We start from the raw sequence: 13,236 nt of genomic DNA on the forward strand, positions 1-13,236 counted from the left end.
TCAGTCGGAGCCGATGACGATGCCGGTGCGCAGTTCGACCAGTCGGGCGAGCACTGCGGCGACGGTTTCCGGATCGGGCACGCGCCCGGTCGCCGCCGTGTCGCCAGGCCCAACCTTGATGCCGAGATCGTCGGGCCCCAGCACGGCAAAGGCGTCTTCGTCGGTGACGTCATCGCCCAGGAAGAGCACGGGGCCGCTGGGCAGGGCATCGCGAATGCTCTGCAGCACCGCACCCTTGTTCGACGCGCGCACCGAGAATTCGCGCACCTCTTTGCCCTCGCGCACGTGCAACCCCTCGGCGATGCCGAGTTCGACCGCTGCTGCCTGCAACTCGCGACTCTGGTCGGGGTCGCGCACTTCACGGGTGTGCACCGCGATGCCGAACGGCTTCCGTTCCAGTCGCACGCCGGGTTCACCGCCGAGCACGCGTTCGAAACGACGATTCACCCGCTGCAGCCAGTCGACTTCTTCGGCCGTGGGCGCTCCACCGTCGGCCCCCGAGACGCCGGGCAGCTCAAGGCCGGTGAGTTCCGAGCCGTGCGATCCCGAAATGATCCAACCCTCGCCTCCCGTACCGGTGCCGGTTTCGGCCAGACCGTCGAGCGAGCGGCCCGACAGCAGCGCGACGCGCACCCCGGGCGCCGCGTTCAGCAGCTCGAGCGCTTGGCGAGCGCGCGGCAGCATGCGCGCATCCTGCGGTCGGCGCACGATGGGCGCGATGGTGCCGTCGAAGTCGGTGGCGACGAGCAGCGATGAGGCAGTCGCGATGCGCCGCAACCGGTCTCCGACGCTGCGCGGCACGAAGGCCGGGGGCACGATCGAAATCGGCCCGGTCATGCCGTCTTCAGGTCCGCCGGTATGCGCCGTCGCGCGCGATTCCGAGATCGCGGTCATCGACCCCAAGAACCCCGACGCCCAGTGCGCCACATCGTTGTCGTGCACGGCGCGGCGCATGCCGTGCATACGCCGGTGCTGCTCCTCCTGCGGCATGTGCACCGCGCGCAGCATCGCCGCCTTCAGGCCCTCGATGTCGTGCGGGTTCACCAGCAACGCGTCGCGAAGTTCATCAGCCGCGCCGGCGAACTCACTGAGAATGAGCACGCCCTGCTCGTCTTCGCGGCACGCCACATACTCTTTGGCGACGAGGTTCATACCGTCTCGCAGCGGCGTGACGACCAGCACATCGGCGGCCAAATACATCGCCACCATCTCCTCCCGCGAGTAGCCGCGATGCAGATAGACAAGCGGTGCGTGGCCAATGGTGCCGTGCTCGCCGTTGATGCGCCCCACGGTCACCTCGACTTCGTCGCGCAGTTGCCGATAGGCGTCGACGCGCTCACGACTCGGGCTCGCGACCTGCACCAACACGATCTGCGAGGCGTCGATCTCGTCGTCGACCAGCAGCTCGTCGAACGCCTTCAGCCGGTGACGGATTCCCTTGGTGTAGTCCAGGCGATCCACCCCGAGCATGACCGTCTTCGGGTTGCCGAGCTCCGCACGGATCTGGCGAGCGCGATCCTGGGTTTCCGGGCGACGTGCGACCTCAGCGAACGCCGCCGCGTCGATCGAAATCGGAAACTCTTGCGCCAGCACCGTGCGACCCGGGGCGTCGGAGGTCGCCGGCAGCACCATCGTGTTGCCCAGCGCCTGCGTGTGCGTGTAGCGATCGGCGATCGTGCGGAAACTGATGGCGTCGGGCACGCGCTGGAACCCGATGACATCGGCGCCCAGCAGCCCCGAGATGATCGAGCGGCGCCAGGGCAACTGCTCGAAGAGACCGCGGGGTGGGAATGGGATGTGCAGGAAGAAGCCGATCGTGAGATCGGGTCGCAGCTCGCGCAGCATCGCGGGCACCAGTTGCAGCTGATAGTCGTGGATCCAGGCGATCGCACCCTCGGCCGCCACAGCGGCGACGCGCTCCGCGAAGCGCTGGTTCACCTTGCGATAGCGATCCCACCACTGCCGGTGAAACTCGGGCGGGGCGATGACATCGTGGTAGAGCGGCCACAGCGTGCCGTTCGAGAAGCCCTCGTAGTACAGCTCGACATCGTCGGTGGAGAGCTCGACGGGTTCGAGGCGCATCCGCCCGATCTCGAACGGATCGACGTGTTCGTCGGCACTGCCTGCCCAGCCCACCCACACGCAGCCGAGCTGTTCAACGATCGGCTCGACCGCGGTCACCAGGCCTCCCGGCGAGGTACGCCACGCCGTCGAGCCATCGGCTTCGACGACCCGATCGACCGGCAAACGGTTCGACACCATCACGAGCTCGCGCCCTCCGGTGAGTCCCTGCAATCCGGTCATCGCACCTCCCAGTGGCTTCACCCGAATTCTACTGATCGAGTCCGGGATCGCGCTGCCCCTTGACCCCTGATGACCAGTCATGAAACGCGCGACCGGCTGCTCGGCTTCGGCGTGATCGCACCGACGCTCGCCGGAGGTACAGTAGTCCGGTGAACCGCACTCCCCTCGCGGCGCAGAACCGCGCCGCTGCCGAGCCCTCCGTGCTCGGCGCGCTCAGATCACCGCGCCTCCTGACCCGTGAGGTGCTCGCCGGGCTCGTCGTCGCGCTCGCCCTCATTCCTGAAGCCATCGCCTTCTCGGTCATCGCCGGGGTCGACCCCAAAGTCGGGCTCTTCTCCTCCTTCATCATGGCGGTGACGATCGCGTTCGTCGGCGGTCGGCCCGCCATGATTTCGGCGGCCACCGGCGCCGTGGCGCTCGTCATCGCCCCGGTTGCCCCCACCTACGGCATGGACATGTTCATCGCCACGGTGATCCTCGCCGGCGTCTTCCAGATTCTCTTCGCCGTGAGCGGTGTCGCAAAGCTCATGCGCTTCATTCCGCGCAGCGTCATGGTCGGCTTCGTGAACTCGCTCGCGATCCTCGTCATGCTGTCACAGCTGCCACACCTCATCGGGGTGCCCTGGCTCGTGTACCCGCTCGTGGTGCTCGGCATCGCGATCCTGCTCGGCTTCCCTAAGCTCACCACCGCGATCCCGGCACCACTCATCGCCGTAATCGTGGTCACCGTCGTCGTGGTCGTCGCGCGCATCGCGGTGCCGACCGTCGGCGATCAGGGCGAACTGCCGCAGAGCCTGCCCGAACTCTTCATTCCGCACGTGCCGCTCACCTGGGACACCTTCGCCACAATCGCACCGTTCGCGTTCGCGATGGCACTCGTCGGGCTCATGGAGTCGCTCATGACGGCGAAGCTCGTCGACGAGATCACCGATACCCACTCGAACAAGACCCGAGAGAGCTGGGGGCAGGGCGTCGCCAACATGATGTCGGGGCTGTTCGGCGGAATGGGCGGATGCGCCGTGATCGGCCAAACGATGATCAACGTGAAGGCATCGGGAGCGCGCACCCGCATCTCGACGTTCCTGGCCGGCGTCTTCCTGCTCGTGCTGGTGGTCGCCCTCGGAGACGTGGTCTCGCTGATTCCGATGGCGGCACTCGTGGCCGTCATGATCATGGTGTCGATCGGCGCCTTCGACTGGCACTCGATCGCGCCCGCGACGCTGCGACGCCTCCCCAAGAGCGAGACCTTCGTGATGCTCGCGACAGTCGCCCTCGTCGTCGCGACCCACAACCTCGCCGTCGGCGTCATCGGCGGCGTCATCGTCGCGTCCGTACTGTTCGTGCGCCGGGTCGCGCGCGTCGTCGACGTGCAGCGCGAGGTCAGTGCGGGCAATGCAGCGGGCGGGATCGCCGAGCCTTCCGTGCGCTACACAGTGACGGGCGAGCTCTTCTTCGCCTCCAGCAACGATCTCACGACGCTCTTCGAGTACCACCGCGATCCTGCGCACGTCGTCATCGACCTGACCGGTGCGCACGTCTGGGATGCCTCGACGGTGGCGGCGCTCGACGCCATCGAAACGAAGTACCGCCAGTACGGGGCAAACGTGGAGTTCGTCGGCATGAACGCCGTCAGCCGCACGATGCACGCCCGCCTCACGGGCGAGCTCGGCGGCAGCGTCTAGCTCGGCACTGAGCCCGCTTTTGGTGGCAGTTTGGTGCAGCAAACCGGTGAATGCGGCACCAAACTGCCACCAAGTTCGGGGCTCGCGCAGCGCGCTTACGGGTTGACGCTCACACCGCCGTCGACGTAGAAGTCGGCGCCGACCACGAACGACGCGGCGTCAGACAGCAGGAACGCCGCCACCTCGGCGATCTCGGCGGGCTGCCCCAGGCGACCGATCGGCTGCGCCTTCTTCACGCCCTCGGCGATCACCGGATCCTCAAGTGCCGCCGCCGCGAGCGGGGTCTCGGTCGAGCCGGGCAGCACCGCGTTGATGCGCAGGCCTCGGCCGGCGTAGTCGTAGGCGGCCTGGCGGGTGAGCCCGAGAGCCCCGTGCTTGCTCGCGACGTACGCGGGCAGGTTCGGGTAGGCGAAGCGACCCGCGGTCGACACGGTGTTGACGATGGAGCCGCCACCGTTCTCGACGAGGTAGTTGATCTCGTGCTTCAGCGAGAGGAACACCGCGTTGAGGTTCACCGCGATGACCTTCTGCCACTCGTCGAAGCTGAGGTCGGCGACCGAACCGACCGGCCCGATGATGCCGGCGTTGTTGAAGGCACCATCGAGCCCGTCGTACTGCGCCACTGCGCGCTCGACGAGGCGCTGAACGTCGGCATCGACGGTGAGGTTGGTCTCGACGAAGTGCGCCGCGCCGCCCGCGGCCGTGATCTGCTCGACGACGGCTTCGGCGCCGGCGACGTTCACGTCCGCGATCGTCACCTTCGCCCCGCGTCCGGCGAACAGCAGCGCCGCTTCCTTGCCCATTCCGCTGCCGCCGCCGGTGACGATGAGACGCTTCCCATCGAGATGGACCTTCGCGTACGGATCAACCTGAGTCATGTGCGGTACTCCTTTGCACGTGTATCACTGATGAAGGTTGGCAGAATCTGCCAAACGTTTGCGGACCTAGACTAGCCCCGTGGCATCCGAAGAGAAAGTGCTCGCCGTCTCGCGCGCGTGCATCGAGGCATTTCTCGATGCCGGCACGCTCGACATCGGAGTGGCCGAGCTGTGCGGCATGACCGGGATCTCGGCACGCAGCTTCCACCGGTACTTCCCCACAAAACCGCAGCTCATCCGCCCGTTCTTCGACGAGATGACACGTACCTTCGGCGAGCGCATCATCGACTCGCCGCTCCCCTTCGAAGCGGCCGCGCGCGAGGCATTCCGCGTCGCGGTTCTCGGCTCGTTCCCAGGCCGCATCGTCGATTTCATGCGACTGCTGCGCACGCGCGAAGAGTACTGGGCGGTGTTCCTCGAAGTGGCGGATGCGAGTGAGCGCACGCACTCCGCGACGCTCGCCCGGCGCCTCCCCGGGCTCGATGACGATGCGCTCGTCGTGGTCACCGCCGGGGTCGTCGCGTCATCCCGCCTGGCACTCATCGCGGGATTCGACGGGGCCGATCCCGAACCGAAGTTCGCGGCCTACCTGCACCGATTCATGTCCGGGTACGCCATCACCGACTGATTCGATCCAACCGCATATATCGCTCACTCGGGCTCGTGTGCAATGCTTCCTGTGAACCGCGACGGGAAGGGCCGTGACGATGTCGACGACCGAGGTGGACGAGCAGACCGACCGAGCCGTGCCCGCCGCGCCCTCCCCCGCCGAACTCGCCGCGCGACTCGCCGCGGCGCTCGGCCGCGCGATCCAGGGCCAGCCTGATGTCATCGAGACCGTCATCACCACGGTGCTCGCGCGTGGGCATCTGCTGCTCGAAGACGTGCCCGGCGTCGGCAAGACCACACTCGCGCAGGCACTGGGTCGGGCGATCAGCGCGAACGTGCGACGCATCCAGTTCACCTCTGACATGCTGCCCACCGACGTCACGGGGCTCTCGGTATACGACCAGGAGACGGGCCAGTTCGTGTTCCATCCGGGTCCGATCTTCGCGAACATCATCATCGGCGACGAGGTGAACCGGGCGACGCCGAAGACGCAATCGGCACTGCTCGAGGCCATGGAAGAGCAGTCGGTCACGGTCGACGGCCATACCCATCGTCTGCCCGAGGTGTTCATCGTCGCGGCGACGCAGAACCCGCAAGACATGGCGGGCACCTTCGCGCTTCCCGAGGCGCAGCGCGACCGATTCATGACCCGCATCTCGCTGGGGTACCCCGATGCCGCATCCGAGCTGCGCATCGCACTCGAGCAGTCGGGGCGCCGGATCAGCCAGTCCACCCCGCCGGTCGCGTCCATCGCTGAGGTGCGCGCCGCACAACTCGCTGTCGGCGAGGTGCACCTGTCAGACGCCGTCGGCGCATACCTCGTCGACATCATCGCGGCGACGCGTGCCCACCCGAGTATCGCCCTCGGTGCCAGCCCGCGTGCTACTGTGCACCTGAGCCGCATGAGCCGCGCCCGCGCCGCCGTGCTCGGCCGCAGCTACGTCTCACCCGACGATGTCGCGCACCTCGCCGCGGCAGTGCTCGCGCACCGTCTGGTGCCCCGCGGTCGCTTCGCACGAGCAGACGAGGCGGCCCGAGCTTCGACCGACGTCGTCGCCGAGATCCTCGCCGGTCTCCCCGTGCGCTGATGGCCCGAACTGCGCGACTGCGAGCCGCACGACCCCGAGCGGCACGACCCCGACGGGCGCGCACCCGCGCTTGGTGGCGCACATCGCCCGTGACCTTGACCGCGCGCGGGTGGGGATGCCTCGCCGCCGCCGCCGTGCTCGCGGCGGCCTGGTTCGCGATCGGCCTGCGCGACGTGTGGCAGTTCGCTGCGGCCTTCGCCGCGCTCGTCGTCGTGGCGATCGGTGCGAGCTGCGTGATCGGTGCGCTGGCGCGAGCCCGGGTCACGCTCCGCATGACCGATCGGACCCCCACGGTCGGGTCGGCACTCGAACTCTCCGCGGTGATCTCGCACCGCCTCCGGGTACCCGTCATCGCGACTGCGGAGTGGTCGCTCGATGGGACTCGTCGGTTGAGCCCGCTCGAACTGCACCCGGGCAGTGACGCGCGCGCCGCAACGTCATGGATCGCCGACCGCCGCGGCGATGCGCGACTCGAGGTCTCAGCGCTCCGGTACGCCGACCCGTTCGGGCTCACCGCCGTGCGCGTGCCCTGTGCGGCACACACCGTGGTGCGCGTACTCCCGGCGCCGCTTCCCGCGCTCCTCAGGCGACTCGAGGTCGAACCGTCCCAGATGTCGGCCCCCGGCGACCTCGACGCTGCTGCGGTCGGGCGCACCGGTGAGGGCGCCGAAGGCGGGGGCGCGCTGCGCGAGTACCGCACGGGCGATGCGACTCGGCAGATCAATTGGAAGAAGAGCGCGCGCCAGGGCGAGCTGCTGGTGAATCTCCCCGAGCCGGCGTCTCGACCGGTCCGCTCCGTGCGCCTGGACCTCGACCCGGCAGCGTACGCGAGCGACGCCGAATTCGAGCGCGCAGTCTCGGCGACGGCTACGGTGGTGGCCCTCTGGGCTGAGCAGGGCGTCGCGGTGCATCTGGATCTGGGCGATCATCGGCTCGACTCCCCCGGTGGTGGGCAGATCGACCATACGGGGAGCATCGACGCCCCGCTCCGCGAGCTCGCCGTCGTGGCACGCACCGAGGTCGATGCGCCCACCTCTGAGGCACGATCGCCGCGGTTGACCGCGTCAGCCGAGCTCCCGGCCATCGTCGTCACCGGAGCGCCGCACCGACGGCTACTCGAAGCGCTGCCGAACTCGCGCGGCGGCACGATGATCGTGATGCGCGACGGGTCGCCGTCGACGGGGCCGCTGCCGCTGCCGCCGGAGTGGCGGGTCCTGTTCGTCTCGGAGCCCGCGTGACCACCGCGACGTCGCCACTGCGCTCAGCATCGCGGCCGCAACCCGTGCAGCAATCAGTCGACCCCGAACGCCGCCGCTCCCGACTCTGGTCGAGCGGCCTCCTGCTCGTCTTATGGGGCGTTGTGCTCGCAGCACTGACGACGGTACTCGAATGGGGCGGCTGGTGGTTTGCCGCAATGGGGGTGATCACTGGCACCGTCATCGTCTCCGCCGTCGTTCGCGCGCGTCACCGGCGTCCGGTGTATGCGGCACTCGCCGGCACATTCGCGGGTGCACTGGGTGTCGCGGTGTGGGTGTGGGGCGGTGGGCGCGCGGCGCTCTGGTGGAGCGATGCCACCGCGCTGCTCGAGCAAGCGCAGTTGCAGATCGTCACCGGCTCCGCGCCGCTGACGGTCGACGGCCCCCTCTCCGACCTCGTACTCGCGGTCGTGCTGCTCATGGCCGCAGCCACCGTCTTCCTCGCCGACGCCGCAGATACGCCGTTGATCGCCGGCGGCGTCGTCGCGCTGGTGTTGCTCGTGCCCTCGGCAGTGACGGGAGTCAGTGCCGGATCGCCGGCGCTCATCGCAACGACGTTGCTCCTGGCACTGCTCGCGGCCGTCTCAGCCCCACGGGTGACCTGGCAGGGCGGTGTCGCGGCGCTCGTCGTGACCGGCCTCGCGGCGGGTATCGTCGCCGCGCTTCCCGCTTCGCGCGATCGACTCTGGAACGACTCGCTGCTGGCGGCGCCCGTCTCTCAGTCAGTGCCAGACGTGACGCTCGCGCTTGCCGAGGATCTCCGCGCACGGAGCAGTGCCCCCGTGTTCATCTACCGCAGCTCGGTGCCGGGCCCGCTCCGCTTCACCCTCGCAACCCTGGCCGATTTCGAGGGCGGCGTCTGGCAACCCGAGAATGCACTGACCGACCAGAACCTCACCGATCGACCGGCACGCGCGGCGGATTCGGTGCCGGCTGCCGTCGCTGCCGAGCCGGGCGCCCCCACGGTCGCGCAGTCGCACCTGCGCACCCGCACCGTGCAGGTGACCGTCGAGGGCCTCCTCAGCTCCTGGCTCCCGCTGCCGCAATCGACCGAGCGCGTCGCCGCCCCCGGTGACGCGGGGGCCTTCCAGCCCGATCGCTGGAACTGGGCCGAGCAGTCGAACACGGTGCGCTCCGAGCGCGACATCACCCGTCGCGACTCCAGGTATACCGCAACCGCGACGCCGCTCGACGCCGATCGGCTGCCCGGCGAGGCCGTCGCGTCGCTCACGCCCGCCGCCCTGTCGAGACTCGACCCGGCAAGCCTCGACGACGACTCGGCTCTCGCGCCGTACCTGGCACTCCCCGAAGGCATGCCGGCAGAGCTTTCGGGTGCCGCAGCGGAGGTCGTCGGCTCTGCTTCTGATCGCCTCGCCGTGGGCCATGCGCTCCAAGACTGGTTCCGTAGCGGCAGCTTCGCCTACTCGGAATCGGCGCCCTACGAGCCGGGCGCGAACCCCGACGACCCCTATGCCGTGATGACCGAGTTTCTCACGACCCGAAGCGGATTCTGCGTGCACTACGCCGCCACGTTCGCGGTGATGGCGCGCGAACTCGGGGTGCCGACCCGCGTCGCCGTCGGATACGCGAGCCGCGCCGAACGCGACGACGCAACGCGCGTGCTTGGACGGCAGCTGCACGCGTGGCCCGAGATCTATGTCGATGATCTGGGCTGGGTCTCGTTCGAACCCACGCCAGGCGGCGCCGGCGCCACCGCCGACGGCACCTCTGACACCACCACAGCAAACTCCGACGCGGCCGCCCCGGCTGACGACACTGGCCCCACCCCGACATCTGCGCCGCAACCCAGCGAACAGCCCACGCTCGACCCGACGGATCCAGTACCCACGGCGACGGATTCGCCGACCGTGGCGACCCCGCCGGCACCCGTCGCGCTCCTGTTCGCCGCCTGCGCACTGCTCGCGCTCATCGCGGTGCCCTCCGTGTGGCGCGGCATGCGCCGATCGCGCCGACTGCGACGCCTCGCACGCGGCGACCGACCGGGCAGCAACGCCTGGGATGAACTGCGCGACACCGCCCGCGATCTGGGGTGGCTCAGCGAGGCCGTCGGCGATCCTCCGCGCGCCCGCACCTCGACCGCGTGGATCGACGCCTGGGAGCATCGTGGGGCCCTGACCGCAAGCGCAACGGCGAGCGCTCGGAGCATCGCGCACACGATGGAGCGCGAGCGCTACGGGCCGGGCGAACGTGCGCCCGGCGGCGCGGGTGAGCAGCAGGTGCAGGATCACCGCACCCCGCCCGATGCGATCGCTGCGGAGTTGCAGCTCGCCCGGCGATCGCTGCGCGCATCAGCCGGCCTCGCTGCTCGTCTCCGCGCCGCAGTGCTGCCGCGTTCACTCGGCCGGCCCGACTGACGCACTGGTGTCGGCGTCGTGATGCGCCGCGCGGCGCCGTACTTCCTGGCACCGCGGCCTGCTTCCCGTCGCGCATCGAACGGGGTACTCTCTGGGTATCTGGGGAGTCCTGCCGAATCCAGGGAGTGCTGTGCAGAACACGGAGTCAGAATCGCCGGGCAACGACACGACGCCCTCGTCTCAGCAGCGCCAGCGATCCCCCCGCCGTCGCTGGGTCAGGCGCATCATCGGCGTCGCCGCGCTCGTTGTGTGCCTCATCGCCGCACCCATGCTCGCGAAGCTGCTCAATTTCGGGGTCCGCGTGGCCGAGGGGGCCGCAGCGGAGCCGTCGGTCGTCGACTTCTACGCACCGTCCAACACACCCCCTGCTGCCGGCGAGCCCGGCACGATCGTGCGCACCGAGCCGGTGGTCGGCGCTCCAGATGGAGCACAGGCCGTTCGAGTCGTCTACCACTCGACCGATGTCGACGGCGCCGATGTGCTCGTCTCCGGCGTGATCGTGGCGCCGGTCGAGCCTGCCGCGGCCGGTTCACGGACGGTGGTGTCGTGGGCGCACCCGACGACCGGCACCGCACCGCGGTGCGCCCCGTCGATCGGTATTGCGCCGTTCGCACTCATCGAAGGGCTGACCGACCTCCTGGCCGACGGAAACATTGTCGTCGCTACCGACTACGCGGGCATGGGCGTTGCCGGCCCACCATCGTTTCTGATCGGGGCGACCGAAGCGGCGAACGTGCTCGACATCGCCCGGGCCGCCCAGCAGGTCGACGGTATCGGCGCCAGCACCCGTGTCGTGCTCTGGGGGCATTCGCAGGGTGGGCACGCGGCGCTCTTCGCCGCGCAGCGTGCCGAGACGTATGCCCCGGATCTCGACGTGCGCGGCGTCGCCGTGGCGGCTCCGGCGAGCGATCTCGGCGCTCTGCTCGACGCCGATATCGGCGATGTCTCGGGTGTCACGATCGGGGCGTATGCATTCGATGCCTACGCGACGGCCTACGCCGATCGACTTCCCGCCGATCCGCTGTCGGTCATTCTCTCTCCAAGGGGCGTGGCCGCCGTCCCAAACATGGCCGACCTCTGTCTGCTCGGGCAGAATCAACAGCTGCATCAGATTGCCACACCCATGATCGGCGACTTCGTCACGACGAACCCGCGAACCGCTCCCGGGTGGGGTGACCTGCTCGCAGAGAACACCCCGACGCAGCCAATCACGGTGCCTCTGTTCGTCGCCCAGGGCGCGCGAGACACGCTCATTCGCCCCACGATCACGGCCGCGTATGTCGCCGCGCAGCAGCGAGCGGGTGCCTCAGTCACCTCGCACGTCTACCCCGACGCCGATCACGCGACGGTCGCGCTCACTGCGCTGGACGACCTCAGAACGTGGATGCGCTCGCTCCCCGAGTGATCGCTGCGTGCGTGAGCGCGTTGCGACAAGCACGCTACGGCGTGCAGGCGACGCAGCGCTCGCGAAACGGCCGCACCTCGAGCTGGCCCTGCGGAATCTGCTCGCCGCACTGCACGCACACCCCGTAGGTGCCGTCGGCGCGTCGGCGCAGCGCGGCTTCGGCCTGACGCGCGTCATCGTGCGCCGACTCGAGCAGCCCCGCGAGCAACGACCAACGCGCCGAAAGCGGCTCGCCGTCGGGATCGTGCTCGTCGTCGTCCACCGCCCCTCGGCGGGCTCGCATCAGCGCCGCGAGGTCCGCATCGAGCTTCGCCACGCGCTCGGCAATGCGCAACTGCTCGGCGAGGAGCAGAGCGTCGAGTTCAGCGGGTTCGGCCATGGTGCTCCGACTGTACGCGCACCGGCCCGCTCACGCGACCTCTGGATACGACAAAGGCCCGGAACCTCGCTGATTTCTCAGCGGAATTCCGGGCCAGTTCGTCGGGATGACAGTGTCTGGCTGCAGCACACCGTGCAAAGTGCACCGCAACCAACTCCTGATCCACGCCTGAGGTACTCAGCGCCCCGTCTGCAGGCGCCGCAATACGGGCACGGCCTCGACCGGCCTGCCCTATCAAGAATTGGTGTCAAAAAGTGCTGTCCAACCCTCGAATTCAAGCCAGAAACCTACACAAAGTGACACCAATTCGGGGAGGCGCGGAGAAGTAGGGGGAAAACAGTCTGAGGCCCAGAAATCGCAGGGATGCAGATACGACAAAGGCCCGGAACCTCGCTGATTTCTCAGCGGAATTCCGGGCCAGTTCGTCGGGATGACAGGATTTGAACCTGCGACCCCGTCGTCCCGAACGACGTGCGCTACCAAGCTGCGCCACATCCCGATTGCGTTTTTCACGCAAGGAATACTCTAGCGGTTCCCTCCGCAAACACGAAAACGAGGCGGTTCGGTCGTGTCGCGCGGGCGAGCCGCGCGTGGCCCTGGAGCAGCGTGCGGCACCTACACGCGCAGCGACGCGAGCAGCGCGTCGACCGCCCCAGCCCACTCGCCGCGCAGCGTGAGCGTACCCGCCGGGTCTCCCCCGGCCTCGAGCGCGACGACGTGGTGCACCGCGAGGGTCGCGAATTCGGTCTCGGCGATGCTCACCGCCCCCTCGGTCGCCAACCGCACGGCGGCGAGCTCGGGGCCCGCCCCGTCATCGCTCCCCGTACCGCGCACGCGCACAGTGGGCTCGCGCTCCGCGGTCGCGCCGTCGGCGTCTTGCGTGTACTCCCGGCTCCCCGTTTCGCCGCGCACGATCGCCGCACCGAGCACGGCCCGAAACACCGGGTCGCCGATCGCGGGGTACACCCACCGTGTGCCGAGCACCCCGTGCTCCGTGGTGCCGACGAGAAACTCGTCAGCATCGTCGAGCGGTGCGCCGCGGTAGCTCAGCGCCAGGTGGTACGCCGTCTCGTCGCCTGCGGTAAACACGTGCCCTTCGAGACCGACCTCCCCCTCGGGGTCGTCGAATCGGTAGGCGCCGACCGGCTCCAGCTGCGCTGCGTCACCCGCGAACCAGGGCTGCGACGGCAGCCAGGCCGCAAGCAGTTCGTACTTCGACGGGCTCAGAGTGGTGCGGTGAATGATCGACATGGCCCGATC

10 protein-coding genes and 1 tRNA gene are annotated in these 13,236 nt (G+C 68.9%); 6 read left to right on the forward strand and 5 right to left on the reverse strand.

Annotation, left to right across the window (positions count from 1 at the left end):
* Positions 1-2,304, reverse strand: coding sequence for a bifunctional alpha,alpha-trehalose-phosphate synthase (UDP-forming)/trehalose-phosphatase (locus AMS67_RS06035; protein ID WP_053386544.1), 2,304 nt, complete (start codon positions 2,302-2,304; stop codon positions 1-3).
* A 149-nt stretch (positions 2,305-2,453) separates the two neighbouring features.
* On the opposite strand from AMS67_RS06035, the gene AMS67_RS06040 reads away from it, so the two are divergent.
* Positions 2,454-3,986 carry a SulP family inorganic anion transporter gene (locus tag AMS67_RS06040; protein WP_053386545.1) on the forward strand — a complete coding sequence of 511 codons (1,533 nt, stop codon included), beginning with the start codon at positions 2,454-2,456 and terminating at the stop codon, positions 3,984-3,986.
* A gap of 95 nt (positions 3,987-4,081) precedes the next feature.
* On the opposite strand, the gene AMS67_RS06045 is transcribed toward AMS67_RS06040, so the two are convergent.
* Positions 4,082-4,864 carry an SDR family NAD(P)-dependent oxidoreductase gene (locus tag AMS67_RS06045; RefSeq protein WP_053386546.1) on the reverse strand — a complete coding sequence of 261 codons (783 nt, stop codon included), beginning with the start codon at positions 4,862-4,864 and terminating at the stop codon, positions 4,082-4,084.
* Positions 4,865-4,943: 79 nt separating this feature from the next.
* Between AMS67_RS06045 and AMS67_RS06050 the strand changes: the two genes are divergently transcribed.
* The 5 genes from AMS67_RS06050 to AMS67_RS06070 all read left to right on the forward strand — a co-directional run bounded on the left by AMS67_RS06050 (position 4,944) and on the right by AMS67_RS06070 (position 11,597).
* Entirely contained in the window at positions 4,944-5,492 is a 549-nt protein-coding gene (locus AMS67_RS06050; RefSeq protein ID WP_053386547.1) for a TetR/AcrR family transcriptional regulator, read from the forward strand.
* A 79-nt stretch (positions 5,493-5,571) separates the two neighbouring features.
* Positions 5,572-6,561 (forward strand): AAA family ATPase, encoded by a 990-nt coding sequence (locus AMS67_RS06055; protein WP_053386739.1) that lies wholly within the window; start codon positions 5,572-5,574, stop codon positions 6,559-6,561.
* Between the two features lie 89 nt (positions 6,562-6,650).
* Positions 6,651-7,799, forward strand: coding sequence for a DUF58 domain-containing protein (locus AMS67_RS06060; RefSeq protein ID WP_053386548.1), 1,149 nt, complete (start codon positions 6,651-6,653; stop codon positions 7,797-7,799).
* Positions 7,796-10,192, forward strand: a complete 2,397-nt coding sequence (locus tag AMS67_RS06065) for a transglutaminase TgpA family protein (RefSeq protein WP_053386549.1) — start codon at positions 7,796-7,798, stop codon at positions 10,190-10,192. The genes AMS67_RS06060 and AMS67_RS06065 overlap by 4 nt, the downstream gene beginning before the upstream one ends.
* A 130-nt stretch (positions 10,193-10,322) precedes the next feature.
* Positions 10,323-11,597 (forward strand): alpha/beta fold hydrolase, encoded by a 1,275-nt coding sequence (locus tag AMS67_RS06070; RefSeq protein ID WP_206541743.1) that lies wholly within the window; start codon positions 10,323-10,325, stop codon positions 11,595-11,597.
* A gap of 34 nt (positions 11,598-11,631) precedes the next feature.
* Here the strand turns inward: AMS67_RS06070 and AMS67_RS06075 are convergent, their stop codons facing one another.
* The 3 genes from AMS67_RS06075 to AMS67_RS06085 all read right to left on the reverse strand — a co-directional run bounded on the left by AMS67_RS06075 (position 11,632) and on the right by AMS67_RS06085 (position 13,227).
* Positions 11,632-11,976, reverse strand: a complete 345-nt coding sequence (locus AMS67_RS06075; RefSeq protein ID WP_053386550.1) for a TraR/DksA family transcriptional regulator — start codon at positions 11,974-11,976, stop codon at positions 11,632-11,634.
* A gap of 425 nt (positions 11,977-12,401) precedes the next feature.
* A tRNA-Pro gene (locus AMS67_RS06080) sits at positions 12,402-12,475 on the reverse strand.
* A gap of 116 nt (positions 12,476-12,591) precedes the next feature.
* The gene (locus AMS67_RS06085) at positions 12,592-13,227 is read right to left on the reverse strand and encodes a CG0192-related protein (protein WP_053386551.1); all 636 of its coding nucleotides are present in this window, start codon (positions 13,225-13,227) and stop codon (positions 12,592-12,594) included.
* Positions 13,228-13,236: the final 9 nt, after the last annotated feature.

This window comes from Leucobacter japonicus (assembly GCF_001273855.1).
GTDB classification, from domain to species: domain Bacteria; phylum Actinomycetota; class Actinomycetes; order Actinomycetales; family Microbacteriaceae; genus Leucobacter; species Leucobacter japonicus.

Excerpts from the sequence above, each read along its gene's own strand:
- AMS67_RS06035 (WP_053386544.1), bottom strand. The coding sequence starts at position 2,304 with ATGACCGGATTGCAGGGACTCACCGGAGGGCGCGAGCTCGTGATGGTG.
- AMS67_RS06045 (WP_053386546.1), bottom strand. The coding sequence starts at position 4,864 with ATGACTCAGGTTGATCCGTACGCGAAGGTCCATCTCGATGGGAAGCGT.
- AMS67_RS06055 (WP_053386739.1), top strand. The coding sequence starts at position 5,572 with ATGTCGACGACCGAGGTGGACGAGCAGACCGACCGAGCCGTGCCCGCC.
- AMS67_RS06075 (WP_053386550.1), bottom strand. The coding sequence starts at position 11,976 with ATGGCCGAACCCGCTGAACTCGACGCTCTGCTCCTCGCCGAGCAGTTG.
- AMS67_RS06085 (WP_053386551.1), bottom strand. The coding sequence starts at position 13,227 with ATGTCGATCATTCACCGCACCACTCTGAGCCCGTCGAAGTACGAACTG.